Below are 25,438 nucleotides of genomic sequence, written 5' to 3'. Positions count from 1 at the left end.
GCCCTCACTCGATGATATTGCCGCGCAGCATGAAGCGCGCATAGGCCACGGTTGAAACAAAACCCAGCATGGCGATGATCATGGCCGCCTCGAAGAAGATCTCGCTGCCGATGGCCAGGCCATAAAGGATCATCAGCGCGATGGTGTTGATCACCATCGTATCCAGCGCCAGCACCCGTGTGCCGACCCCGTCGGCGGTAATGATCCGCCACAGGCACATCATGATCGCGGCGCCGAAACAGGCAAAGGTGAAATAGATCGCATAGGTCAGGATCATTCGAAAATCTCCTTCAGGCGGCGTTCATAGCGGTGCTTGATCTCGTCGCGCACCGCGTCGGGGTCGGGCGCGTCCAGGCAATGCACCAGCAGGTTCAGGCCGCGCTCGGACAGGTCGCAGCTGACGGTACCGGGGGTCATGGTGATGGTGCCCGCCAGAACGGTGATCGCCTCGGGGCTGCGCAGTTCCAGAGGGATCGAGATCCAGGCCGGTTTGCGGTCGGCGTCGCGCTTGAACAGGATGATGCCGGCAACGGTGACATTGGCCACCACGATGTCCCACAGCACGACCAGAATGTATTCCACCACCATCGGCCAGTTGCGCAGTTTGGGTCGGTCCGGCCAGTAAGGCTGGGTGATGAAGGGGATTACGATCCCCAGGATCAGCCCGAACAGCACCGAGTTGAGCGAGGGCGCGTTGGCCAGCAGCACCCAGACCAGCGTCAACAGCAGGGTCAGGTGGGGGTGCGGAAAAATGCGGCGCAAGAGTTTCATTCTTCATCTCCCGTCAGCACGGCGTCGATGTACCCTTGCGGCGCGTAAAGCTGTTCCGCGGTGGCGCGGGTATAGTCCATCATCGGTCCGGCAAAGAGGGTGACCGCCGCCAGACCGGCAACCAGGCCGAACACGGCGGCAAAGGTCAGGCCGGGCATCGGCTCGGGCGCGGGTTGGTGGATCACCTCGTCCTCGTTTTCCGGGTCCGGCTCGGTGTTGTGACGCTCGTCATGGCTCTGCCAGAAGATCAGCGACCCGGCCCGTGCCAGACCGACGATGGTGACGAAGGAGCTGATCAGGATCACCGCCCAGATCGCCGCGAAGTCTCCCGCGTCGCGCGCGGCGTCCATCACCAGCAGCTTGCCGACAAAGCCCGACAGTGGTGGCATCCCGGCCAGCGCGATCGAACCGATAAAGAACAGCACCGCGATCAGCCCCGATTGCGCCATCGGCGGCATGCCGTCGATGCGTCCGCCCTGACGCTCCATCACCAGATCGGCGACCAGGAACAGCAGCGCCGCCGCCAGGGTCGAATGCACCGCGTAATACAGCGCCGCCGCCGTGGCCTGCGGGGTGAACAGCGAGACCGCGATCAACAATGTGCCCATCGAGGCGATGGCGCCAAAGGCCGCCATGCGGGCTATATGCTGGGTGCCCAGGATACCAATCGCGCCCACCGCGAGCGTGACCAGAGCGGCGGGCAGCAGCCAGGCGCCCGCCAGCCCGTCGGCAATCGCCAGATCGGGGCCAAAGACCAGGGTATACATGCGCAGGATGGCATAGGCGCCGACCTTGGTCATGATCGCAAACAATGCCGCCACCGGCAGCGGTGCATTGGCATAGCTGGCCGGTAGCCAGAAATGCAGCGGCAGCACCGCGGCCTTGATGCAGAACACCAGGAGCAGAAGGACAGCCCCAACGCGCAGCAGGGCGGTATCCTCGGCCGGAAGCTCGGCCACCCGCACCGCCAGATCGGCCATGTTCAGCGTGCCGGTCACCGCATAAAGCGTGCCGAGCGCGAACAGGAACAGGGTCGAGCCGAGCAGGTTATAGGTGACATATTGCACCCCGGCCTTGAGCCGCACCGCACCGCCGCCATGGGTCATCAGCCCGTAAGAGGCGATCAGTAGCACCTCGAAGAACACAAACAGGTTGAAGGCGTCGCCAGTCAGAAAGGCGCCGCAGACCCCCATCAGCTGGAACTGGAACAGCGGGTGGAAATGCCGCCCGCGTTTGTCCCAGCCCGATCCCATCGCATAAAGCACCACGACCAGTGCCAGCAGAGATGTCAGCAGCACGAACAGAGCCGACATCCGGTCGAGCACCAGCACGATACCAAAGGGCGCGGGCCAGTTCCCCAGTTCATAGACTTGAACAACGCCGGTCGAGGCCTGCGCAGTCAGCGTCAGCGCGATACCGACCAGGCCGACGGTGCCCGCGACCGAAAAGATGCGCTGCAAATCAAGGTGATAGCGCAGCACCATGATGATGAAGGGCGCCAGCAGCGCCGGCAGCACGATGGGGGCGATGATCCAGTGGTTCATGCGTCCTCTCCCGCCGCGTCGACACTGTCCTGCGCGCTCATGTCGATGCGGTCATCGCGCGACGACAGATAGGCGCTGAGCGCGATCATCACGATCACCGCCGTCATCCCGAACGAGATCACGATGGCCGTCAGAACCAGCGCCTGCGGCAACGGATCGGTATAGGCGACCTCCTTGTACTTGTTCAGCACCGGCGGCGCGTTCAGCGCCAGCCGCCCGGTGGCGAACAGGAACGCGTTGACCGCATAGGTCAGCAGCGACAGGCCCAGGATCACCGGAAAGGTGCGCCGGCGCAGGATCAGGAAAATGCCGGCGGCGGTCAGAACGCCCACGGCGGATGCAAGAAGCGCTTCCATCTCAGGCCCCCTTTTCCGAGTCTATGGTCTTTCCCTGTTCGGCCATCTTCTGCTTGGTCTCCTCGACGAACTGGCGCAGCGCCTCGCGCGCGGGGTTGATATCCATCGGGAATTCCTGGGTCATCCCCGGCTGCCAGGCAAAGCGCGACAGGCTTTCCAGCGTCAGCATCACCGCGCCCAGCACCGCCAGGAACACGCCGGTGTCAAACAGCATCGCGGTGGCCCATTCGAACTCTTCCAACGGCGGCCAGTGCAGATAGCCGAAATCGCTGGTCAGGAAGGGCATGTCGTTGAACCAGGCGCCCAGACCGGTGGCCGCCGCGATCAGCACGCCCCAACCGATGGTGGCATGGTAATAGAACCGCTGCCGTTCGGCCGCCCAGGTAAAGCCGCTGGCCATGTATTGCATCAAGAAGGCGATGGCGACCACCAGACCGGCGATGAAACCGCCGCCCGGCTGGTTGTGACCCCGGAAGAAGATATAGGCCCCCACCATCAGCGCGATGGGCATCATCACGCGCGTCACCACCACCATCATCAGCGGATGCGCATCCCCCGATTGCGGCCAGTGCGGCTTGCGATTGAGCAGATAGGCCCGCACCTTGGTGGCCAGCACGCTTTCGGTCAGGGCAAAGATCACCAGCGCGGCAATACCCAGCACGATGATCTCGCCAAAGGTATCAAAGCCCCGGAAATCCACCAGGATCACGTTGACCACATTGGTGCCGCCGCCGCCCTTGTAGGAATTGGCCAGGTGGAACTCGGAAATCGTCGGAAAGGCGAAATCACGCAGCATCAGCGCATAGATCAGTCCACCCGCGCCGATGCCCGCCACGATCGAGATCGACGCATCGCGCAGCTTGCGCCCATTGGTGCTGTCCACCGGTGTTTCCGTCGGCATGAAGTTCAGCGACAGCAGCAGCAGGATCATCGTCACCACTTCGACCGAGATCTGGGTCAGCGCCAGGTCGGGAGCGGAGAGATAGTTGAACGCCATCGACACGATCAGGCCGACGACCCCGATCAGCACCAGCGACAGCAGGCGGTTGCGGTGGAACCACATGATCGCCAGCGTTGCCCCCACCAGGCATACCCAGCCGATGATCGGCAGGATCGGTGCGGGTAGCGGCACACGGGTCGGTGCACCCATGCTGCCCGAGGCATAGGCGTAATAGCCGATGCCCACGGTAAAGGCGACCATGATGGCGGCATAGCGGCTGATGACACCGTTGTGCAGCCCGTCGGTTACAAGGCGCGACAGCGTGGTCAGCGCGTCGATCACCGCATCAAAGATGACCTTTGCCTCGGGTCGGGGCAGGGCGTTCCAGAACCGCTCCAGATGCCGGTGCAGCGCCAAAAGCAGCAGACCGCCCAGCACCGCCACGATGGACATGTAGAGCGCGGGCGTGAACCCATGCCAGAGCTTGAGCTTGAAATAGGGCAACTCGCCCCCGATGACGGCCCCGGCTGCGGCCTTGACCAGCGGCCCCGCCACGGTGGCGGAATTCAGGCCGATGATCACCACCAGCACCACCAGCAGGGCGGGCGACAGCCACAGGCCCGGGCCGGGATCATGTGGGTTCTGCGGATAGCTCTCGCGCTCGGGCCCCAGGAACACATGCGCGATATAGCGAAAGGAATAGGCCGCCGAGAACAGCGCCGCGAAAACCGCCAGCGCAGGCACCACCACATGACTGTCCAGCCAGACGATGTGGAACGTCTCTTCCAGCATCATCTCCTTGCTGAGGAATCCGTTGAGCGGCGGAATGCCGGCCATCGATAGGGCCGCGATCAGCGCGATGCCAAAGGTAATCGGCATCAGCCGGCGCAAACCGCCGAGCAGCTTGATGTCGCGGGTGCCGGTCTCGTGGTCGATGATCCCGGCGCTCATGAACAGGGCGGCCTTGAACGTGGCGTGGTTGATGATGTGAAACACCGCCGCTACCGCCGCGACCTTGGTGCCAAAGCCCAGCAGCATGGTGATCAGCCCCAGGTGGCTGACCGTGGAAAACGCCAGCAGCGCCTTGAGATCATCCTTGAACAGCGCGATGACCGCGCCCACCACCATCGTTACCAGACCGGTGGTAGCCACGATATAGAACCACTCGGGCGTGCCCGCCAGCACCGGCCACATGCGCGCCATCAGGAACAGCCCCGCCTTCACCATGGTGGCCGAGTGCAGATAGGCCGATACCGGCGTCGGCGCCGCCATCGCGTGCGGCAGCCAGAAATGGAACGGGAACTGCGCCGATTTGGTGAAACAGCCCAACAGGATCAGGATCAGCGCCGGCAGATAGAGCGGCGAGGCCTGGATCGCCTCCTTGTGTTGCAGGATCACGCTCAGGTCATAGGACCCGGCGATATGGCCCAGGATCAACATGCCCGCGATCATCGCCAGCCCGCCCGACCCGGTCACAGCCAGCGCCATGCGCGCGCCCTGGCGGCCTTCGGGCAGGTGTTTCCAATAGCCGATCAGCAGAAAGGAGCTGAGCGAGGTCAGCTCCCAGAACACCAGCAAAAGCAGGATGTTGTCGGACAGGACGATGCCTACCATCGCGCCTTGGAAGAGCAGCAGATAGGTATAGAACTGCCCCATCGGGTCATGCCGCGACAGATAGAACCGGGCATAGAGGATGATCAGCATGCCGATCCCCAGGATCAGCGTTGCAAACAGGAATCCCAGACCGTCCAGCATGAAATTGGCGTTCAGACCCAGACCGGGCAGCCAGTCAAACCTTGCCGTAACCACCCCGCCCGACAGCACGGTCGGGGCATGGATCATCAACCCGGTAAAGGCCAGAAAGCTGGTCAGTCCCGCCGCCGAGGCCGAGGCGTTGCGTCCCGCCCGGATCAACAGGGCAGGGAAGATTGCCCCGAGAAAGGGAAGGGCGGCGATGAGGAAGAGGGACACCGTCGATTACTCCGCTGCTGGTTATTCTTGTTTCCGCTTTGCAGCGATAATTTATGTCCTTGGCCGGTATTGCAAGGATGCAAAGCCCGAAGTTTCGGCGCGACAGAGTGTTTCATGTATTCCGGACTGACGTTTTCTTGATCATTCAGGTGCCAATCCAGGCGCGCGGCAGGGGCCCGTCCGTGTTAGAAACAGGCGAATTCGACAGAAAGGACGCTGCTTTGACCGCATCCACCATGCTTGCCCACCGGCTCGGTCGCCGGGCCGTACTGGTGCTGGGCGCCGCTGCGCTGACCGGATTTGCCGTCCGGGAATACCTGCTGACGCCCGAGGATTTCGCGGGAGGTGACCTAAGCGTGGAAGAGGCACATGCGCGGGCCATCGCGGGCAAGGTGCTGCTGGTCGATATCCGTCGTCCCGATGAATGGGCCTCGACCGGGATCGGCGCCGGGGCACAACCGCTTGACATGCGGCGCGAGGATTTCGTGGCGGCGCTTGATGAACTGGCGGGTGGAGACCGGGGGCGACCGATTGCCCTTATCTGCGCGCGCGGGGTGCGCTCGGCACGGCTGGCCAACCGGCTGGCGCAGGCCGGATTCACCGGCATCATCGACGTGCCCGAGGGGATGCTGGGCTCGCGCGCGGGGCCGGGCTGGCTGCGCGCTGGACTGCCGGTCGTGGCCCATGCCGAGGCACTGGAATGAGGCGCGCGGCTGTTCTGGCGCTGCTGGCCGGTTTCTGGGGGCAGGGAGCCTTGGCAGGCTGTGCAGGCGACGCGGCCCCCTGCGAGACCTCAGACGGCACCTATCACATCGCCCTGCCCGAGGTTGAGAACCCGCCGGTCCTGATCTTCTTGCACGGTCATGGCGGCGAGGGCGCGGCGACCCTGCGCAATGCGCGGCTGGTGGCGCCCTTGCTGGCGCGCGGCTGGGCGGTGATCGCGCCTGATGGCCAGTCCCGCGCGCCGGGTCGCCCGCGCAGCTGGACCTTCTTTCCCGGATGGGAGGGACGGGACGAGACCGCCTTTCTGGCCCAGGTTCTGGCCGATGCCAGCGCGCGCTTCGGGCTGGATGCCGAGCGGGCGGTGCTGGGCGGGTTTTCGGCGGGCGCCTTCATGGTGACCTATCTGGCCTGCGCCACGCCCGGGGCCTATCGAGCCTATGTGCCGGTCTCGGGCGGGTTCTGGCGACCGCAGCCCGACAGCTGTGCCGGTCCGGTGCACCTGTTCCAGACCCATGGCTGGGCCGATCCGGTGGTGCCGCTCGAAGGGCGGTTCCTGGGAAGTGGCCGGTTCCAGCAGGGTGATATCTTTGCCGGGCTGGAGCTTTGGCGCGAGACCAATGGTTGCGTCGAGCACAAGCCGGACGGCTTTTCCAGCACCGGCCCCTTTCTGCGCCGCCGCTGGCAGGGTTGCAGCGGTGGCTCGCTGGAATTCGCGCTGTTTCCCGGCGGTCATACGGTGCCCGAAGGCTGGGCCGACATGATGGCCGACTGGGTCGAGGCGCTGCCCGCGCCCTGACCCGTCACTCGGCCGGATGGGCGCGGCTGCCGCGTTCCAGGAGCGTTTTCAGCTCGGTCCGGTAAACGTGGGCACGGCGGGTGATTGCGGGCTCGCGGAACTCCTCGCGCATACCGATCAGGCGCCGCGCGGTGCCCGCCGTCACGCCTGACAGCGCCGAAAGCGGCACCGCCAGCGCCAGGCTGAGCGCGATGGGTGCCAGCCAGACCGAGACCAGACCCAGCGCGATGCCGGTACCCAGCGCCAAGCCGCTCAGCGTTTCCAGCGCATGGCATTTGACCAGCGTGGCCAGCCCATAGGTGCCGCCGTCGCGGGCCTGCGGTGACCAACCCTTCTGGATGCCCAGAAAGGTGCGAAACACCGCGATCATCTGCTGTACCATCAGGATCGGCGCATAGAGGATAGACAGCACCACCTCGGAGACGAAGGACAGCAGGAAGCGGCCCGCGCCGCCGAAATCCGAGTAATGCGCGCCACTCAGCGGCAGCGCCACGACGCCCAGAAGTTTGGGCAAGAGCAGCATCGCATACATCACCACGATGATCAGCACATGCCGGCCCTCGGTCATCTCGGGCCATTGCGGGAACAGGGGGTTGTCCGGGCTGAAATAATGCAGCACCGATCCGTCCTGCCCATGCCCGATCAGTGCCCACATCACCAACAGAGCAAACCAGATCGGCGACATCAGATATCCGATCGCGCCATGGAACATGTGAAAGCGCGAGACCGAGCGAAAGCCGCGCGCGGTCAGCAGGTTCAGGTGTTGCAGGTTGCCCTGGCACCAGCGGCGGTCGCGCAGCACGTGGTCGATCAGGGTGGGCGGGGTTTCCTCGTAGGAACCCCGGATACGCGGCAGGAAGCGCACCGACCAGCCGGCCCGGCGCAACAGTCCGGCCTCGACGAAATCGTGGCTCATGATCAGCTTTTCCCGTCCCGAGAGCGAGCGCAGCTTGGGCAGGCCCGCGCAATTGGCGAATGCGGCGGTACGGATGATCGCGTTATGGCCCCAATAATTGCCTTCCTGCCCGCACCAGCGGGCCATGCCCTCGGCAAAGGCGGCGCCATAGACGCCATTGGCGAATTGCTGCATCCGGGCAAAAACAGATTGTGCGCCAATCAGTTGCGGAAAGCTCTGGATCAGCCCGGCGCCGGGGTCACGCGCCAGCGCGTCGGTCAGCCGGACGATGGCGCGACCGGTCATCAGGCTGTCGGCATCCAGCACCAGCATCGCGTCCCAGTCGGCGCCCCAGCCGGCGACCCAATCGGCGATATTACCGACCTTGCGGTCGGTGTTTTCCACCCGGCGCCGATAGTAGAGCGCCAGATCCGGCGCCAGCGTGGTGCGCAGAGCCTCGACACTGGCCTGTTCCTGCGCGGCAATGGCGTCGTCGCGGGTGTCGGACAGGATGAACATGGCGTATTGATGCTGGCCGCCGCGCGCCTTGAGTTCTTCCAGCATGGTGCGGGCATTGCCCAGGACATACCAGGGCACTTCGTTATAGACCGGCATCAGCAACGCCACCTTCAGCGGCCCGGCCCGGCCCGCGCGTGTCCGGGCGGGTTGGCGCGACAGCGACAGCATGCCCAGAAGGACGGTGCTGACCGCAAAGGCGATCCAGAAGAAGTTGAACGAGATCAGAGCCAGCAGCACCAGCTCGATTACCGAGATGCCGCTGTCCGAGAACCAGTCGCCCATCAGCCAGACCAGCGCCAGCGTCGCTGCCATGGCGGGCGAGAAGGCCAGCACCCGCCACAGTGCCACGTCCTGCGGCGCGGTGTCCGATGGGGCCTGCGCGTCGCGGAACCCGGCGCTGAAATCCTGCGCGTGCATGTCGAGCGGCGCGCGGGGCGGCATGATATGAAGATCGTCGCGCATCACGCGGTCCACCTGTAAAGCCAGACTTCGGAGGCCGGTTCCTTGTCGTGACGCAGCTGGGCACGCAATTCGACCAGCGGGACCTCGCCCGGAACAAAGGAAAACGCCAGTCGCATGCCACCGGTGTCGGGGTTGCGTTGCAGGACCGGCGGGGCGATCTGGGCATGGGGCGATTGCACGATCGGTTCCAGCGCCTCGGTATCGTCGAACAGCGGGCTGGCTTCGAAGTCGATGACGACCAGCCGCCCCTCGCCAAAGGTCTTTTCGCCCATGGCGGTGCGGATCACCCGCGGCAGCGGCGTGCGGTGCGGTTCCTCGCCCCAGGTCAGGCGATAGGCCAGCGAAATCTCGCTGCCGGCGGCATAGGGGGTCGCGGGGCGCCAATAGGCGACGATATTGTCATAGATCTCCTGATCGGCGGGGATCTCGACCAGGGTCACGGCGCCCTTGCCCCAATCGCCATGCGGTTTGACCCACAGGCCGGGGCGGCGGTGGTAATGCGCCTCGAGATCGGCAAAATCGGCAAAGTCGCGTGCGCGCTGCATCAAGCCGAAGCCACGCGGGTTCTCGTCGACAAACGACGAGATCTGCAATGCGCGCGGATTGGCCAGCGGTCGCCAGATCACCTCGCCCGCGCCATTGCGGATCATCAAACCGTTGCTGTCATGCACGGCAGGGCGGAAATCGTCGAAACGGGTGCGGTCGGTGGCGTCGTAAAGGAACATCGAGGTGAGCGGGCCGAGGCCCACATGGTCCATGTCCTCGCGGGCAAACAGCGTCGCCTCGACCTCCATCACGGTATCCTCGCCGGCGGTGACCTCGAACCGATAGGCGCCGGTGACCGAGGGGCTGTCCATCAGCGCATGCACGACCATGGTGCGTTGGCCCGGTTCAGGGCGTTCCAGCCAGAAGCGGATGAAATCGGGAAATTCCTCGCCAACCGGATCGCCGGTCTTGAGCGCGAGACCGCGCGCCGACAGGCCATAGGCCTCGCCCAGGCCGATGGCTCGAAAATAGCTGGCCCCCTGAAAGACACAGAATTCATCGGTCTCGCCGGGGCGGTGCATCTCGGTACGCAGACGCAGGCCCGAGAAGCCCAGTGCCTCGTCGGCAGGCAGCGGCGGCACCTCGGGTCCGGTGTCGAACATGTCCATTTCAAAGGCCACCGGGCGGGTCATGCCGCTCTCGACCGCCTCGACCTGAACGGCGCGCGGAAAATAGAGACCGGGCGCGAAGAAATCGACGCTGAACGGGGTCTCGGTCCCGGCCCAGAGCCCGTGGTCGATGCGGAACCGGATCGAGCGGTATTGCTCATAGGTCAGCGCCTGCCATGGCTCGGGCACGCTGGGGCGCGGCGCGTAGGCGCGCGATGCCAGATCGCGCGCCATGGCGGTCACCATCGCGCGCTCGAAAGGCTCGGCAGGTGCAGCGGCAAAGGCGCGCGGCACCAGCGCCAGAGAGGAGACAGAGGCCAGAAAGAAACGGCGAGACAGCATCATGTGCGGGATTTCCAGGGATGCGATTTGAACCAGGCGGCGCCATAGGCGACCGCTGCAATCAGGGCGAAGCCGAACAGGTTGACGGCAAGAACGGTGGCGGGGTCGCGCCCGCCCAGATCCAGCAGCACACCAAGGAGGCGGGCCGCGGCCATCGAGAAGACGAAGACCGCCAGCGATTGCTGACCGACCTTGAGGATGACGTTCAGAACGATCTGCCAGAGACGCGCCAGCCCGCCAGTGCCCTGCGGCAGCAACCGCGCGCCCTTGTCGCCTGCCACGACCCAACCCAGATAGGCCAGCGACAGGAAATGCACATAGCGCAGCAGCGCGAAATCGGTCTTGTCGCGCAGCTCTCCGGTCACTTTCCAGGTCTCGCGGATCGGCTCGCTGACGGTGGGGTTCCAGGCATCGACCCACAGAAACACCTTCCACGAGCCGAACGGGGCCGACAGCACCACGAACAGCGCCGCCGCCCAGATCAGCGCCTTGTGGACGGGCGGCGCCGGGATCCAGCCGCGCATGAAGGCAAAGCCGGTAAAGAACAGCAACTGCCAGCCGAACGGGTTGAAGAACCATTGCCGCTCGGACCAGGGTTCCGCCGGCAGCGCCAGCGCACCTGTCTGGGCCACCGCCCAAATCAGCACCGAGGCCAGCGCCATCGCCCAGAACCCAACCTGTCTGAGTCCCATCATCAGCGGCATCATTGCCAGAACCACCAGATACATCGGCAGAATGTCGAAGTAGTTGGGGACGTAGGCGAGCGTAAACAAGCCCACGATCTGCGGCATCGGATCGCCAAAGAAATGCTGAAGGTTCAGCCCGTCTACATAGCTCTTTTGAAACAGTCCCGAGAGGTCCAGCGCCGCCATGCACATGGCGGTGAAGAAGAACAGGCCGATATGGGCCCAATAGACCTGCCAGACCCGGAACGCGATGCGGGCGGTGCCCATCCACCAGCCCCGTTTCAGAAAGGCGCCGCCAAAGGCGATGGCCGAGGCCATGCCCGAGCAGAAGACAAAGATCTCGGTCGCGTCGGAAAAGCCGAACCGCGCCGGGATCCAGCCGGCCCAGGGGTTGAAGGGGATATGCGCCACCAGGATGATGAACATCGCGATACCGCGAAAGAAATCCAGCCGCAGATCGCGGGTTCTGGCAGCCGTGGCCGCAGCGCGGGGCGCCGCGGCTGTGGGGGCGAAATCAGAGGCGGGCGAAATCGTCGCCATACGTCCTTGGTCCTTCTGTGTCACTCGTCATTCCGCGGGAACGCTGTGAAAATCGCGGTCGTCGCGGCCCGCCTCGATCAAGGCCCGGCGGGCGAGGGCATAGGTATCTTCGTGACCGCCGCGCTTGGCGCGACGATCGTCCAGCACCCGCTCGACTGCGTCCAGACGCCCCGCCCGCAGGCCCGCGTCGATGGTGATGCGTTCGAAAACGTCGCGCTGGGCGTGACTGCCACCGGCCAGCTGCATGCTGCCGCGCGCGGCCAGCAGGTGGTCGAAGGCTTGGCCATACTGCCCCTCGCCAAAGGCTTCGAGCCCTTGTGCTGCGGCCAGTCCGGGGTCGGCCATGCGGCGCGTGGTGTCGCACTGGGCCATGTCTGCATCGCGTTTGATCCGGTGCAGCATTCGCGAGATGGCGTCTTCTCGGGTATCCCCGGTCAGGGCCAGCAGGTAATGCAGGTCTGCGAAGATCAGGCATCCATCCTCGGTGCGCGCGGCACTCAGATTTGCCAGTTCTTCCCAGCGGTCTCCGACATTTACGCCTTCGAGCTCGAGCCGCGACAGCAGCGAGGTGGCGTTCGATATGTCCCGATAGTCGTCTGTCTTATCCTTGCGAATCGCTGAATCGTAGAGATCGAATACCTGATCAATCTGGCCTTGGTCCAGATGCATAAGCGCCTTGTGCCACCAGACGTGGTAACGAAAATTGTTGCAATGGGACCAGGCCGACTCGCGCCCGGCCAACCATTCCAGGCCTTGTTCGGATTGTCCTTTCATTTCATGGACATGCGCCACCGCATGCAGGCCCCAGGCATCGTCCGAAACCATCCAAAGCGCCTGCCGCCCGGCGATCTCTGCCTTGTCGTAAGCGCCGGTTTCCTCCAGCGCGAAAGCATGGCAACCCAGCAGGTATCCGCGCCCGGCGTGATCGGGGGCATAGGCAGGCATCACCCGCTCGATCGAGCGACGCATTCCGTCGGGATCGCCCAGCACGAACCGGGTGGCATGGCTGAGCTTCATCGCCAGCGTATCCTCGGGATGGGTGCGCAGCACCGCTTCGAATTCCTGAACCGCGCGGCTGGGGCTGCCTGCCAGCCAATGGCGCAGCGCGGCCAGGTAATGCGCCTCGCGCGGCGTTACCGGGTGCGCATCGGCCGCGCGCTGGGCGGCGGCCATCGCGTCGACCGCGACCGGCGTCATCTCGCGCCGGCCCAATAGCAGCATGAACAGGCCCTTGATGGCATGGCCCAGGGCAAAATCGGGTTCCAGTTCCAACACCCGCGCCAGGTGCTGCGGGGTTACTGCCGCATGGGCCATGAAGCCCAGCAGAACGCCGTCCCACGCCTCGGCGCTGTCCGCGCGGGTCAGGCTGTTGGTCTGTCCAAAAACATCGTCTCTCATACCGGGTCCGTTCCTTGCAAAGGGGGCAGTTCGCGCCTTTGCCAAGTCTATTGGAGCCCCGTATCAGGATCGACGCCGCTCGCGAATTGGTGAAAGCGCGTGTGCGGAAAATGGGGGAAAAGCCGCCGAATGCCCCTGTTGTTTCAGCAATTTGCCGCCCAGGGACAGGCGATGTTTCAGTCTGCGAACGGATCGTCCGAGGAGAGTACGGATTCGGTGTCCTGCCCGCAGCGCGGCGGCGCCCTGCGATAGGTGACAGGGGTCCGCGACAGTTTCAGCGGATTGCCGATCAGGTGCACCGGGCCGGGCTCGGCCTCCATGTCGATCTGCATCTGCCGGGCCGCGACCTGATCGCTGGCAAAGACCTTGTCGATGGTCTGGACCGGCCCCACCGTGACCTTGAGCGCCTCGAGCCCGGCAATCACCTCGGCCATGCTGCGCGCCGCCAGCGCCGGACGCAGCAGCGCATCCAGTTCGGCGCGGTTTTGCAACCGCGCCTGGTTGGTGGCAAAGCGCGGGTTGTCCGCCAGCGCGCCAAGGCCGAGAAAGCCGCAGAAGCGGCGGAACTGGCTGTCATTGCCCACCGCCAGCACCACATGACCGTCGCTGGTGGCGTAGACGTCATAGGGCATGATGTTGGGATGGGAATTGCCCCGCCGCTGGGGCAGGGCGCCGCTGGTCAGATAGTTGACGCCCTCGTTTATCATCCAGGCCACTTGCGCATCGACCAGCGCCAGGTCGATATGCTGGCCCTCGCCGGTGCGCTGGCGGTGATGCAGCGCGGCGAGGATCCCCACGGTCGCATACATGCCGCACATCACGTCGGCGATGCCCACGCCCACCTTCATCGGGGCGCCCTCGGGCTCTCCTGTCAGGGACATCACGCCGCCAAACCCTTGGGCCATAAGGTCATAACCGGGTTTCGAGGCGTTGGGGCCGGTCTGGCCAAAGCCCGAGATCGAGCAATAGACAAGGCCCGGAAATTCCGGGCCGAGGCTCGCGTAATCCAGCCCGTATTTGGCCAGCCCGCCGGGTTTGAAATTCTCGATCAGGATATCGGCATGTGCTGCCAGACGCCGGATTTGTGCCTGCCCCTCGGGCGTCGAGATATCCAGCGCCACCGATTTCTTGTTGCGGTTGGCAGCCATGAAATAGGCACTCAAATCGCTCGGATTGCCATCCGCATCAGTCACATAGGGCGGCCCCCATTGGCGGGTGTCGTCACCGCCCGAGCCGGGGTTCTCGATCTTGATCACATTGGCGCCCAGATCACCCAACAGCTGGGTACAGGTCGGTCCCGCCAGAATGCGGCTGAGGTCCAGCACGCGCACCCCGTCGAGCGGCCCTTTGGGTTGTTCAGATCCGGCCATCGTAATCCCCTCGTGCAATTTCGGCGGCGATCACCGTGAAGCGGTCCGCTGCCTGCGCCGCCTCCAGCGCCGCGCGCAACTCTGCCCGCGAGCGCACGGTGTGTCCATGCCCGCCAAAGGCGCGACCGATGGCGGCAAAGTCGTGATGCCCGAAATCGACGCCCCGATTGGGCAACTGGCGGCCGCGTTGTTTCAGCTCGATCAGCGACAGGCTGGCATCGACAAAGACCAGAAAGATCGGGTTGCCGCCCATCTCGGCGGCGGTCGACAGTTCTCCGGCGACCATCAGGAACCCGGCATCGCCCGAGAAGCTGATCACCGGGCGGTCGGGCGCGGCCAGCTTGAGGCCAATCGCCATCGGCAGGGCGCAACCCATGGTGCACAGGCCCGAGGACTGGATCAGCCCGCGCGGCTCGTCACAGCGCCACATCTGGCTCAGCAGGATGCGATGGGCGCCGCTGTCGGCGGTGGCGAGCGTGCCGGCAGGCAGGGCGGCGCGGGTCTCGGCGATGATGGCGGCGGGGCCCCAGACCTCGTCCTGCGGAAAGGCGCGGGCCAGCGCGGCGCGGGCCGCCTGCGGTTCGCCCGCGGGCCAGGTGGCATGCCCGGTCGTCCCCTTGGCGATGGCCTCCAGCGTGGCGCCGGTATCGGCAACGATGTTGATCCCGGCCTGATGCATGTAGTGGTCGTTGACCACCGCCGAGATGTCGATCACCCGCTGGTTTTCGGGGTCCCAGACCTCGCGCCAGCCGGGGCGCATCTCGATCGGGTCATAGCCCAGGCACAGGATCAGATCGGCGGCCTGCACCAGCGGCAGCAGGTGGCTGTCGGCCAGCGGCGACAGGCCCGCGCCGCCGAGGCACAGGCGGTGATCCTCGGGCAGGATACCCTTGGCCTTGTAGGTGGTTACAAAGGGAATTTCGAAATGTTCCAGAAAGGCTTGCAGGACACATTTCGAGTTGTCCGCCAGCACGTCGAGGCCGATCACCGCCAGCGGGCGCCGTGCCTCGGCGACCCAGCGACGGGCGGTCTCCAGACAGGTGCCTCCGGGCGCCACCGGGGCCGCCGGGCTCAGCCGCCGCCGCCTTGTCTCGCGTACCGGGGTATCGGCCACGCCGATCGGCACGTCGATGTGAACCGGGCCGGGCCGGGGCTGCATTGCCAGCGACACCGCCTTGTCGGCGATGATATCCGAGCCTTCGGCGGTCAGGCGGAAACTGCCCTTGGTGATCGGGCGGAACACCTGGGCATGGTCCATCACCTGATGGGTATAGGTCAGCGCCTCGTCGGCATCGACACAGCCGGTGAGCACGATCATCGGCACCCGGTCCTGCAACGCATTGGCCACCACATTGACCCCGTTCATCGCCCCCGGCCCCAGCGTCGCCAGCAGGATCGCGGGCGCGCCGTCGCGATGATGCACCGCCTCGGCCATGAAACCTGCGGCATTCTCATGCTTGGCCAGGTGAAAGGCGATCCCGGCCTTGTCCAACGCATCGACCAGCGTCAGCACCTCGCCGCCGGGCATGCCAAAGGCATGGCGGCAGCCCGCCTCGTACAGCCGCCGGGCCAGCAGGTCGGCGGCGCGGGGAAGGGGGTCTGACATGGTGGGGCTCCGTTACTGGCATGGGTTCTGGCCGAGATTGCGGAGCCTGCGCCCGAAGGCAAGGGGGGTCACGTCACTGTGAGGTGATTGCCTGCGCCGCCACGGCCGCAAACCGCGCGTCCAACTCGGCGACAATAGTGGCCAGTTCATCGCCACCCTCGTCCAGATAGGGGGCAAAGACCTGCGAGGGCAGTTTGTAGCCCAGTGTCGCGGTGCCATCGGTATTTTCGGTGACGTAGAAACGGATCGGTGCCTCGATCATCGCGGCGGTGGACAGCGCCAGTATCCGCACAGCGAAATCGTTGTTGAAGGCGCCAATGACCCGGTTGCCGGGAATGGTGATGCCGCGCCTCGCGGCGGCCTCGGTCGGGCCTGCCTGGGTAACGATGCCCAACCCGTTTGCGGTGATCGCGGTACGGGTATCCTCGACCAGTTGCGCATGGGTCTTGGCCGTGGCGTGCACCGCCCAGCCCGGGCGCGGGCTCAGGTCGCCCGCCAGTGCAGGCAGGGCAAGGCAGGCGATCAGGGCGAGGATGGCAAGGCGCATGGCGGGTCTCTCCTTTGCTGGACCCTTGATGCCAGATTTCGGCGCTCCCCGCTGCTCACGATATCGTGCACCGTTTACGTGACGCCGCGCGCCGCCTAGGCTCGCCCCAATTGCGAGGAGTGAGGGTGATGAGCGAAATGAACGGCGCCGAAAGCCTGGTGCGAAGCCTGCTGCAAAGCGGGGTCGATACCTGTTTCACCAATCCCGGCACCTCCGAGATGCATTTTGTGGCGGCGCTCGATCAGGTGCCGGGCATGCGCTCGGTGCTGGCGCTGTTCGAGGGGGTCGCAACCGGGGCGGCGGATGGCTATTACCGGATGGCGCGCAAACCGGCGGCGACGCTGCTGCATCTGGGGCCGGGACTGGCCAACGGTATTTCGAACCTGCACAACGCCAAGAAGGCCGGGTCGGGCGTCGTCAATATCGTGGGCCAGCACGCGGCCAGCCATCTGGAACTGGACGCGCCGCTGACCGCGGATATCGAGGGGCTGGCGCGGCCGGTGTCGCATTGGGTCGAGACGTCGCTGTCTGCGGCGGATGTGGGGCGCGATGCAGCCCGCGCGGTGCAGGCGGCGCGCAGCGCACCGGGACAGGTGGCGACGCTGATCCTGCCTTCGGATACTGCCTGGACCCCGGGCGGGCAGGTCGCATCCGCCTTGCCTGTGCCTGCCCGCGCGCCGGTTGAGGCCGAGACACTGGAACAGGCGGCTGCCGCGCTGAGCGGGCCGGACAGCCTGCTGCTGCTCGGGGGCGGCGCGCTGACCGAGGAGAACCTGGAACGTGCGGGCCGCATCGCGGCGGCGACCGGCTGCATGCTGCTGTCGGAATGGGCCAATGCGCGGATGGAGCGCGGCGCGGGTCGGGTGCCGGTGGCGCGCGTGCCCTATCCGATCGACATGGCGCTGGAGGCGCTGGCGCGCTTTCGGCGCATCGTCTTGCTGGGCGCGCGGCCACCCATCGGCTTTTTCGCTTATCCGGGCAAGCCCGCCGTTCTGACCCATCCCGAGGCCGAGATCATCGCGTTGGCCGATTGGGCCGCCGATCTGGATGGCGCATTGACGGGCTTGGAACAGGCGGTGGGCGCTGCGGTTGCCGCGCCGGTCGTTGCACCGCCTGTCGCGCGGGGGTCGGTCAGCGGCCCCAACACGCCCGAGAGCGTTGCCGCCGTGCTGGGCCAACACATCCCCGAAGGCGCCATCGTGCTGGACGAGTCGGTGACCACCGGCCGCGCCTTTCACGGCGCCACGCTGGGCGCCGCGCCGCATACATGGATCAACAATTGCGGCGGCTCTATCGGGTACAGCCTGGCCGCCGCTATCGGGGCCGCCATTGCCTGCCCGGACCGCAAGGTGATGACGCTGACCGGCGATGGCTCGGCCATGTACATGCCGCAGGCGCTGTGGACCATGGCGCGCGAGGGGCTGGATATCACCGTGGTGATCTGGGCCAATCGTAGCTATCGCATCCTGCTGGGCGAATTGTCGGGCGTGGGGGTGATGAACCCCGGCCCGCGCGCGCTGGGCATGCTGAGCCTGGAACGGCCCGCCATCGACTGGGTCGGGCAGGCGAAAAGCCTTGGTGTGCCTGCTATCCGGGTCGAGCGGGCCGAGGATTTTGCGCAGGCGCTGGAGCGGGGATTTACCGAGGCGGGGCCAAACCTGATCGAGGTTCTGCTTTAGCGGGGGTGGGGAGGGGGCGCTGCCCCCGTCGCGCCTTGCGCGACTCCCCCGGAGTATTTTCAGCGAAATGAAGGGTCAGAGGCGCAGCCCGCAGGCCTCAAAGGCAGCGCGGGTGGCGGATTTTTCCGCCTCGGTCAGCTCCTGCATGGGAAAGCGCACCCGCCCGCCGGTCTGTCCCAGCAGCTCTTGCCAGTATTTGCCATGCGCCTGCGGCTTGCCGCCCGGTTTGGTGGATTTGATTGCCTGGCGCACCGGGTCGAGGCTGTCGCGGATGGCGCGTGCCTCGTCAATCTGGCCGGCAAAGGCCAGTTGTGTATAGTCATGCATGCGCCGGTCGTTTGCGGTTTGCAGCTGGTAGGGCGGCGAGGAGCAGAGGTAAAGGCGCCAGCCCAGTTCCACGATATTGTCGAACCATTCCTCCTCGGAGGCAGTGGAGACCTGGATCCGGTCGCCCGCCAGTTCGGTCAGGCGGGCATACATCTCGCGCGGGACGGAATATTTGATCGCCACCACATTGGGCAGATCGGCGATGCGGGCGCATAGTTCGGGGCTCATCAGGTAACCGCTGTCAGGATGGCTCCACATGGCGATACCGATATCGACCGCCTCGCTGATGGCCTTGTAGTATTCAAATAGCAGCGCGTCGCGGTCATGCACGAAATGCAGCACGGGTGCATGCACCACGATGTAATCGGCGCCCACGTCCTGGGCATGGCGGGCCAGTTCCAGCACGGTGTCGAAATTCTGGTCCGAGACCGACATCATGGTGCCCGTGCGCCCGGCGCATTCCTCGACCGCAACCTCGAGGTTGCGCTTGCGCTCTTCCAGCGACATCGAGAAGAACTCTCCCTGTTTGCCGCAGATGAAGAGGCCCTCGATGCCCAGATCATCGACCCAGTGGCGGATGTTGCGGCGAAAACCGGCCTCGTCAAAGGACAGATCCTCGGCAAAGGGGTTGAGGGCGGCGGCCCAGATGCCGCGCATATGTTCGTGGGCATGGTCCTTGGCCTCGCTCTTGGCGTATTTCATGTCTGGGGTTCCTTGCTTGCATCGGTGATCGCCTGCCAGAGCGACAGGCTGGTAAGCGGCATTTGCAGATCGGTCACCCCCAGCGGCGCCAGCGCGTCCAGCGCGGCGTTCAGGATCGCCGCCGGGGCGCCGATGGTGCCGGCCTCGCCGATGCCCTTGGCGCCGAGCGCGTTGGTGGTGGCGAGGGTTTCGGTCTTGTGGATGGTGAGTGATGGCAGGTCATCCGCGCGCGGCATCGCGTAATCCATGAACGAGCCAGTGAGGAGCTGGCCCTCGTCGAAATGCAGCGCCTCCATCATCGCCTCACCCAGGCCCTGGGCAAAGCCACCCATCACCTGCCCCTCGGCCAGCATGGGGTTGATCAGCCGCCCGGCATCGTCGAGGGAGGCCATATGCGTCAGCTGCGGGGCGCCGGTGTCGCGGTCGATCTCGATCGCGGCGAGGTAGCAACCATGACCCCAGGCCTCGCCCGGGGCGGTATAGACGGTGTCGGCGGAGATCGGTTCACCTTCGCCCGCGTCGCGGCGGCGGATGATCTCGCGGCAGGCCTCGAGCACGGCGCTGGCGCCGATGGGGGTGCTGCGGCTGGCCAGCGCGCCGATGCCCGCCGGGCAGGTGGCGGTGTCGCCATGCAGCACGGTGATATCGGAGGGCGAAAGCTCCAGCGCGTCGGCGGCAATCTGGGCCAGCGCGGTTTCGCGCCCGTGGCCCTGGCTGCTGCCGCCAAATTCCACGGTGGCGCGCCCCGCCTCAAGGGTCACGCGCGCACTTTCCCAGCCCTTGCCCGAAGGTTCGACATAGAAGCCGAGGCCGATCCCGGCCAATGCGCCGCCGGCGCGCAGGGTGTCGCGCCGGGCGCGCCAGGCGGGGTAATCGGCCAGCGTCAGGAAGCGGTCGAGTGCCGTGGCATAATCGGCCCCTTCGACCCGGCCCGCGGGCAGGTCGCGCGGGCCGTTCAAGCGGTTCAGATTGCGGCGGCGGATCTCGACGGGATCAAGGCCGGTGGCGCGGGCGGCGGCATCGGCCAGACGCTCCATCAGCGCGCAGGCCTCGGGGCGGCCGGCGCCGCGATAGATGCCGGTGGGCGCGGTATGGGCGCGTCGGGCGCTGGTGCCAAGATCGGTGGCAGGGATGTCATAGGGGCCGGGCAGGATGCGGGCGGCGTTCCAGGCCGGGATCAGCGCCGAATTGGGCAGCCAGTGGCCCAGCGGTGCCTCGACGCGGGCCTTGAGCGCCAGAAACCGCCCGTCACCGTCAATGGCAAGCTGGCCTTCACTTGTCAGCCCCCGGCCATGGGTGGCCGACAGGAACTCTTCGCTGCGGGTGGCGGTCCATCGCACCGGGCGGCCCAGATGATGCGCGGCCCAGACTGCCAGCACCTCCTCGGGGTAAAGCGAGGCCTTCATGCCAAAGGCGCCGCCCACATCGCGGGCGATCACCCGTAGGTGTTCGGGGTTGAGCGACAGGATACGGGCCAGGTCGGCCCGCGCCCGGTGCGGTGTCTGAGTGGACAGCCAGACGGTCAGGCCGCCGCCCTCGGGCAAGACGGCGATTGCGCGCGGCTCCATCGGGCTGGGGGCAAGGCGAGGATGCGCGATCCGGACCGCGACCACATGGGCGGCGCGGGCAAACTCTGCCGCCAGATCGCCGCTTTGCCAATGTTGCATGGCCATAAGTTCGGAGGGTGGGGAGGGGGTCTCTTCGATCTCGGCCCAGATCTCCTCGACTGCGTCCAGCGCCTGTCCCGGTGTTTCGGCCAGCACCGCCGCGATGGGCTGACCCACTGCCGAGACCGTGTCGCCGGCAAGGATCGGATAGGGCGTGGCATGGTCAAGCGGCAGCACCGGGTTGACCTCGAGCCTGCCCAGTGCGCCGAGGTCGGCGGCGGTCAGCACCGCTGCCACGCCGGGCATCGCGCGCGCCGCGGTCACGTTGCAAGCGTCAAGCCGTCCACTGGCATGGGAACTGCGCAGAAAGGCCAGATGCAGCGCCCCAGGCAGATGGATATCACCCGTATACTGCCCCTCTCCCCGCAGCAGGCGGGGGTCCTCGCGCCGGGGCAGCGCTTGTCCGGTATAGGGTGCGGATCGGGTCACGGGGGTCTCGGTTGCGGTGGCGGGTGCCTCGATCCTGCAAGCCCGGCCGGGTGGGCACAAATCGCGAAATTGCATCCTGCTATCCGCAATCGGCATATCACAATCATGCTGATATGTGGAAACTATGGGGCAGTTGGCCAAAGGGGGACAGGGTGAGGATAGCACTGATCGGGCACGGGCCCATTGCCGCCCATGTGGCGGCGCATCTGCCCGAAGGCGTCAGGCTGACCGGGGCGCTGTGTCGCGCCGGGCGAGAGCAGGCCGCGCGCACCGCATTGGGCGTGCCGGTTGCGCAGGTGTTGGAGGGCCTGTCCGAGCGGCCCGACCTGCTGGTCGATTGCGCCGGTCATTCCGGCCTGCGCGCCCATGGGGTGGCGGCGCTGGGCGCGGGGGTCGAGGTGCTGACCGTCTCGGTCGGTGCATTGGCCGATGCGGTGTTCTGTGCCGAGCTTGAGGCTGCCGCCCGCGCTGGCGGGGCAAGGCTGTGCCTGGCCTCGGGGGCGATCGGGGCGCTGGATGCGCTGGCGGCGGCGGCGATGGGGACGGGCTTGCAGGTCACCTATACCGGGCGCAAGCCGCCGCAGGGCTGGCGCGGCAGCCGCGCCGAAAAGGTGCTGGATCTGGACACGCTTACCGCACCCGCCACCCATTTCACCGGCACCGCGCGCGCGGCGGCGCAGGCCTATCCGAAAAACGCCAACGTGGCCGCCGCCGTGGCGCTGGCCGGGGCCGGGCTGGACGCCACCCGGGCCGAGCTGATCGCTGATCCGGGCGCCGCCGCCAATATCCACGAGATCGCGGCCGAGGGCGCCTTTGGCCGGTTCCGGTTTCAGATCGAGGGGTTGCCGCTGCCGGGCAATCCGCGCTCCTCGGCGCTGACCGCCCTCAGCCTGCTGGCGGCGCTGCGACAGCGCGGCGCGGCGATCCGGCTATCGCTTTGACCGATAGCCACGCTTCGTGATATCGCGAATCTCATGAACCGCACCCAGATCCGCATCGTCGAGCGCGTGTTGACCCGGCTCAAGCTGAAACAGCTGCGCCTGCTGGTCGCCGTGGGCGAGCGGCATTCGATCCTGCATGCGGCGCAGGCGCTGAACATGTCCCAGCCCGCCGCCACCAAGCTGATCAAGGATCTGGAGCTGGATTTCGACGTGCAGCTGTTCGACCGCACCAATCGCGGCATGGTGCCCACCGTGTTCGGGGCGGCGCTGATCCGGCATGGCAAGCTGATCCTGGCGCAGATTTCCCATGCAGCCCAGGAACTTGACGATCTGAACGAGGGCAATGGCGGGCGCGTGGTGGTGGGCACGCTGCTGGCCGCCTCGGCCGAGTTTCTGCCCCGCGTGCTGACCCGGCTTCTGGCCGAGAAGCCCGGGCTGGTGGTGAAACTGGTCGAGGGCACCAACGAGGTGCTGATGCCGGCGCTGCGCTCGGGCGATGTCGATCTTGTGGTGGGGCGCTTGCCGATGCACCGGCACCGGGCCGAGATCGTGCAGGAACGTCTGTTCGACGAAGAGGTGATCTGTGTCGCCCGCACCGGCCATCCGGTGCATCGCCTTGCCGCGCCCGAGCTGACCGACCTGATGGAATACCCCTGGATCCTGCCACCGGCGGAAACCACGCTGCGCCGCCAGCTGGATCAGGTCTTTGTCGATCTGGGCGGTGGTGCGCCGCCCTATGCGGTGGAATCGGTGTCGTATCTGGCCAATCGGGGCCTGTTGGTGGGGTCGGACATGCTGGCGGTGATGCCCGCGCATGTGCCGCGCCACGATATCAGCGCCGGAACACTGTCACGGGTCGACTGGCAGGTGCCGATCCCGATCGGGCCGGTGGGGGTGTCGATGCGCAAATCTGCCAGCCTGTCGCCCTCGGTCGCGGGGGTGCTGGATGCGCTGCGGATAGAGGCCGCGCAAATGGCGCGTTGAGCTTGCCTCGGCGGACCCGATGCGCCACATCTGCCGCACCGATCAAGGAGACACCATGAGCGACATGCGCCTTTCCCTTTGCTCCAGCTGCCAGGGTGAGCGGGACCGTGACCAAGGGGCCGAGCGGGCCGCCGTGGCCGAGGCGTTGAAGCGCGCTGGGCTGAGCGGGCGGGTGGAGCTGATGGAGCATGCCTGTTTCGGCGCCTGCGCCACCCCGGTGGCACTGGCTCTTCAGGGGCCGGGGCGGGCCAGCTATGTGTTCTCGGATCTCGACGTGGTGGCGGATGCCGACGATATCGCCGCCACCTGCCGTGTCTATCTGGACAGCCCCGAAGGCTGGATTGCCGATGCCCGCCCCTGTGGACGGTTGCGGCAATGCCTTCTGGCGCGGATCCCGGCCTATTCCACCTGAACCGTGACCACGGCCTCGACCGGGGTGCCATCGACCATCAGCGGGCTGTGGCTGTTGGCGTTCAGCGAGACCTTCACCTCGACCGGGCCTTTGGGCAGGTCGGGGATATGCATCCATTCGCTGTAAAGCCGGGCCAGTTTCACGTCGTTGACATAGACATGGGCATGGCCTTCGCCCGGCACGTCACTCGCCGAGGCGTTTTCGGGGGCAAAGCGGAAATTCTGCGGGCTTACATGCAGGTTCCAGCCCGACATCGGATCGCGGGTCAGTGCCACGGATACACCGGGTGCGTCGGGGCCAGCGGGCAGATGGGTGGCCTGGGCGTGGTCATGGCCGCCTTGTGCCACGTCATGGGCGCCATGCTGGGCCGTGTCGCCATGATCATGACCGTCAAAGGTGACACCATAGGCCGCCGCGGTGACGAAACCGGCGCCGCCACCAAAGACAAGGCCGATGGCGAAAAGAGCGAGAGAGCGGGACATATCAGTCTCCTAGCAAAGGAAAACCCCGCCGGATGGGTCCGGCGGGGCATATGAGTTGACGGATCAGGCGTGCGCTTCGGCGCGCTTGCTCTCGGTCTGCCAGAAGTATCCGGCGAAGCCACCCAGCAGCACCCAGGCCGCCATCCCGACACCAAAGGCGCGGGCGGCAAACAGCGCGCCCAACTCGGTGGGGACCGGGCCGGCAAAGCTGTCAGGCTCGGGCGCGCCGATCAGATGCGGCGCCATCAACAGCAGCGCGGCGGCGCCATAGGCCATCAGGTTGCCGCCAAAGGCGATCAGCCACATGGCGATACCCGCTGCGGCCACGGTCGCGGTCCACCAGATCTGGCGGGCGGTGATATCGGTATAGGACACACCGGGCACCTCGGGCGCGAGGCTCAGTCCCGGGGCGAAGTGAAAGGTGATGAACCCGGCCAGACCCCAGAGCAGACCGGCGCGCGCGGTGACCGCATGACCCATCCCCTCGGCCACCGACATCAGGGCGACCATCACCACCGCATAGCCGGTATAGGTGAGCATTGCAAAAACGACCGTCAGCGCATCGCGCATCGGATCGGCGAACATGCCGGGCAGGTCGGGCTGGGCACTTACCGCCTCGGCGCCGAAATGCACCAGTTCGCCGGTTTCATACAACTCGGCATGCAGCAACACGGGCTGCACGAACAGAAACTGCAGCAAGGCGGCAATCAGCCCTGCTGCAGCGCCAGCGAACAACGCGCTGGTCAGAATGCGACTGAACATGGTTCAGTGGCAGGGAAAGCCGGTTGCGTGGCGCACGTCGTGGGCGGCGTCATGCAGCGCGGATGCCTGCACATGGCCCGCCAGGGTCACGATGCCCAGGCCCAGGATCACGGCGAACAGAGCCGGCAGGATCGCGGAACCGGTGGCCGATGCCTTGAGTGTTTTGGTCGTCATGTCATTTCCTCCTTGCCGCCGCACCCGACGGCCGGTGTTTCATTACCTGTCTGGCAGGTCTCCTGGCTCGCGGGTCGGTGCCTCTGTTCGCCTTCCCCCCGGAGCGAACCCGGGAGTGGCTGGTTGAACAGAGGCTCACCGCTTACAGTCGCGGGGGCGGCTTTGGCCTGAACCGACGGGCGGTCGCACCAAATTCCCTCTTAGCATCCGGATTGCTCCGGCAGGACCAGACCCCTCCATTTAGCCGCGAACGCGCATC

The 25,438-nt window shown here is 66.0% G+C and carries 23 protein-coding genes and 1 riboswitch; of the genes, 6 read left to right on the top strand and 17 right to left on the bottom strand.

Features of this window, described 5'->3' with window-relative positions:
- Positions 1-4 precede the first annotated feature (4 nt).
- The 5 genes from AC2FLM_RS04185 to AC2FLM_RS04165 are packed head-to-tail and all read right to left on the bottom strand — an operon-like array spanning position 5 to position 5,582.
- Positions 5-277 (bottom strand): K+/H+ antiporter subunit F, encoded by a 273-nt coding sequence (locus AC2FLM_RS04185; RefSeq protein ID WP_235776030.1) that lies wholly within the window; start codon positions 275-277, stop codon positions 5-7.
- Complete coding sequence (locus tag AC2FLM_RS04180; RefSeq protein ID WP_234138860.1) at positions 274-771, bottom strand: Na+/H+ antiporter subunit E; 498 nt, start codon at positions 769-771, stop codon at positions 274-276. The genes AC2FLM_RS04185 and AC2FLM_RS04180 overlap by 4 nt, the downstream gene beginning before the upstream one ends.
- On the bottom strand, positions 768-2,315 hold the full coding sequence (locus tag AC2FLM_RS04175; protein WP_234219326.1) for a monovalent cation/H+ antiporter subunit D: 1,548 nt from the start codon (positions 2,313-2,315) through the stop codon (positions 768-770). Before AC2FLM_RS04175 ends, AC2FLM_RS04180 begins: the two co-directional genes overlap by 4 nt.
- Entirely contained in the window at positions 2,312-2,671 is a 360-nt protein-coding gene (locus tag AC2FLM_RS04170) for a Na+/H+ antiporter subunit C (RefSeq protein ID WP_234138862.1), read from the bottom strand. Before AC2FLM_RS04170 ends, AC2FLM_RS04175 begins: the two co-directional genes overlap by 4 nt.
- A gap of 1 nt (position 2,672) precedes the next feature.
- Complete coding sequence (locus tag AC2FLM_RS04165; RefSeq protein WP_496856004.1) at positions 2,673-5,582, bottom strand: monovalent cation/H+ antiporter subunit A; 2,910 nt, start codon at positions 5,580-5,582, stop codon at positions 2,673-2,675.
- A gap of 236 nt (positions 5,583-5,818) precedes the next feature.
- Here AC2FLM_RS04165 and AC2FLM_RS04160 point away from each other — a divergent pair, with 236 nt between their 5' ends.
- A complete protein-coding gene (locus tag AC2FLM_RS04160; RefSeq protein ID WP_496856321.1) occupies positions 5,819-6,286 on the top strand; it encodes a rhodanese-like domain-containing protein in 468 nt (155 codons plus the stop codon).
- Positions 6,283-7,101 carry a CE1 family esterase gene (locus AC2FLM_RS04155; RefSeq protein ID WP_496856002.1) on the top strand — a complete coding sequence of 273 codons (819 nt, stop codon included), beginning with the start codon at positions 6,283-6,285 and terminating at the stop codon, positions 7,099-7,101. The genes AC2FLM_RS04160 and AC2FLM_RS04155 overlap by 4 nt, the downstream gene beginning before the upstream one ends.
- A gap of 4 nt (positions 7,102-7,105) precedes the next feature.
- Here AC2FLM_RS04155 and mdoH read toward each other — a convergent pair whose 3' ends face one another.
- From mdoH to AC2FLM_RS04120, 7 genes are all read right to left on the bottom strand, one after another.
- Positions 7,106-8,977: a glucans biosynthesis glucosyltransferase MdoH gene (gene mdoH / locus AC2FLM_RS04150; RefSeq protein ID WP_496856000.1), complete on the bottom strand. Its 1,872-nt coding sequence runs from the start codon at positions 8,975-8,977 to the stop codon at positions 7,106-7,108.
- Entirely contained in the window at positions 8,977-10,476 is a 1,500-nt protein-coding gene (locus AC2FLM_RS04145; protein WP_496855998.1) for an OpgD/OpgG family glucan biosynthesis protein, read from the bottom strand. Before AC2FLM_RS04145 ends, mdoH begins: the two co-directional genes overlap by 1 nt.
- Positions 10,473-11,699 (bottom strand): OpgC family protein, encoded by a 1,227-nt coding sequence (locus tag AC2FLM_RS04140; protein WP_496855996.1) that lies wholly within the window; start codon positions 11,697-11,699, stop codon positions 10,473-10,475. Before AC2FLM_RS04140 ends, AC2FLM_RS04145 begins: the two co-directional genes overlap by 4 nt.
- Before the next feature lie 27 nt (positions 11,700-11,726).
- Positions 11,727-13,097, bottom strand: coding sequence for a tetratricopeptide repeat protein (locus AC2FLM_RS04135; protein ID WP_496855994.1), 1,371 nt, complete (start codon positions 13,095-13,097; stop codon positions 11,727-11,729).
- A 176-nt stretch (positions 13,098-13,273) separates the two neighbouring features.
- Positions 13,274-14,467 (bottom strand): CaiB/BaiF CoA transferase family protein, encoded by a 1,194-nt coding sequence (locus tag AC2FLM_RS04130; RefSeq protein ID WP_496855992.1) that lies wholly within the window; start codon positions 14,465-14,467, stop codon positions 13,274-13,276.
- Positions 14,454-16,073, bottom strand: coding sequence for a thiamine pyrophosphate-binding protein (locus AC2FLM_RS04125; protein ID WP_496855990.1), 1,620 nt, complete (start codon positions 16,071-16,073; stop codon positions 14,454-14,456). Before AC2FLM_RS04125 ends, AC2FLM_RS04130 begins: the two co-directional genes overlap by 14 nt.
- Before the next feature lie 73 nt (positions 16,074-16,146).
- Positions 16,147-16,620, bottom strand: coding sequence for a DUF302 domain-containing protein (locus AC2FLM_RS04120; RefSeq protein WP_496855988.1), 474 nt, complete (start codon positions 16,618-16,620; stop codon positions 16,147-16,149).
- 128 nt (positions 16,621-16,748) lie between these two features.
- Between AC2FLM_RS04120 and AC2FLM_RS04115 the strand changes: the two genes are divergently transcribed.
- Positions 16,749-18,299, top strand: coding sequence for an acetolactate synthase large subunit (locus AC2FLM_RS04115; protein ID WP_496855986.1), 1,551 nt, complete (start codon positions 16,749-16,751; stop codon positions 18,297-18,299).
- A 75-nt stretch (positions 18,300-18,374) separates the two neighbouring features.
- On the opposite strand, the gene AC2FLM_RS04110 is transcribed toward AC2FLM_RS04115, so the two are convergent.
- Positions 18,375-19,328, bottom strand: a complete 954-nt coding sequence (locus AC2FLM_RS04110; RefSeq protein WP_496855984.1) for a dihydrodipicolinate synthase family protein — start codon at positions 19,326-19,328, stop codon at positions 18,375-18,377.
- Complete coding sequence (locus AC2FLM_RS04105; protein ID WP_496855982.1) at positions 19,325-21,424, bottom strand: xanthine dehydrogenase family protein molybdopterin-binding subunit; 2,100 nt, start codon at positions 21,422-21,424, stop codon at positions 19,325-19,327. Before AC2FLM_RS04105 ends, AC2FLM_RS04110 begins: the two co-directional genes overlap by 4 nt.
- Before the next feature lie 113 nt (positions 21,425-21,537).
- On the opposite strand from AC2FLM_RS04105, the gene AC2FLM_RS04100 reads away from it, so the two are divergent.
- From AC2FLM_RS04100 to AC2FLM_RS04090, 3 genes are read left to right on the top strand one after another with little or no spacing between them, the layout of a single operon-like run.
- Positions 21,538-22,365: an aspartate dehydrogenase gene (locus AC2FLM_RS04100; protein WP_496855980.1), complete on the top strand. Its 828-nt coding sequence runs from the start codon at positions 21,538-21,540 to the stop codon at positions 22,363-22,365.
- Positions 22,366-22,398: 33 nt separating this feature from the next.
- The gene (locus tag AC2FLM_RS04095) at positions 22,399-23,349 is read left to right on the top strand and encodes a LysR substrate-binding domain-containing protein (protein WP_496855978.1); all 951 of its coding nucleotides are present in this window, start codon (positions 22,399-22,401) and stop codon (positions 23,347-23,349) included.
- Positions 23,350-23,404: 55 nt separating this feature from the next.
- Positions 23,405-23,761 (top strand): DUF1636 family protein, encoded by a 357-nt coding sequence (locus tag AC2FLM_RS04090; protein ID WP_496855976.1) that lies wholly within the window; start codon positions 23,405-23,407, stop codon positions 23,759-23,761.
- On the opposite strand, the gene AC2FLM_RS04085 is transcribed toward AC2FLM_RS04090, so the two are convergent.
- The 3 genes from AC2FLM_RS04085 to AC2FLM_RS04075 all read right to left on the bottom strand — a co-directional run bounded on the left by AC2FLM_RS04085 (position 23,749) and on the right by AC2FLM_RS04075 (position 25,179).
- Positions 23,749-24,243: a hypothetical protein gene (locus tag AC2FLM_RS04085; protein WP_496855974.1), complete on the bottom strand. Its 495-nt coding sequence runs from the start codon at positions 24,241-24,243 to the stop codon at positions 23,749-23,751. The two genes, AC2FLM_RS04090 and AC2FLM_RS04085, sit on opposite strands and share 13 nt — an antisense overlap.
- A gap of 63 nt (positions 24,244-24,306) precedes the next feature.
- Positions 24,307-25,005, bottom strand: a complete 699-nt coding sequence (locus AC2FLM_RS04080) for a CbtA family protein (RefSeq protein ID WP_234143427.1) — start codon at positions 25,003-25,005, stop codon at positions 24,307-24,309.
- A gap of 3 nt (positions 25,006-25,008) precedes the next feature.
- A complete protein-coding gene (locus AC2FLM_RS04075) occupies positions 25,009-25,179 on the bottom strand; it encodes a CbtB domain-containing protein (protein WP_234138881.1) in 171 nt (56 codons plus the stop codon).
- 35 nt (positions 25,180-25,214) lie between these two features.
- A riboswitch (cobalamin riboswitch) is annotated at positions 25,215-25,425 on the bottom strand.
- Between the last annotated feature and the right edge of the window lie 13 nt (positions 25,426-25,438).

Source organism: Ruegeria sp. SAZD011, assembly GCF_059612545.1.
This window is presented reverse-complemented; position numbering and strand designations above follow the sequence as displayed.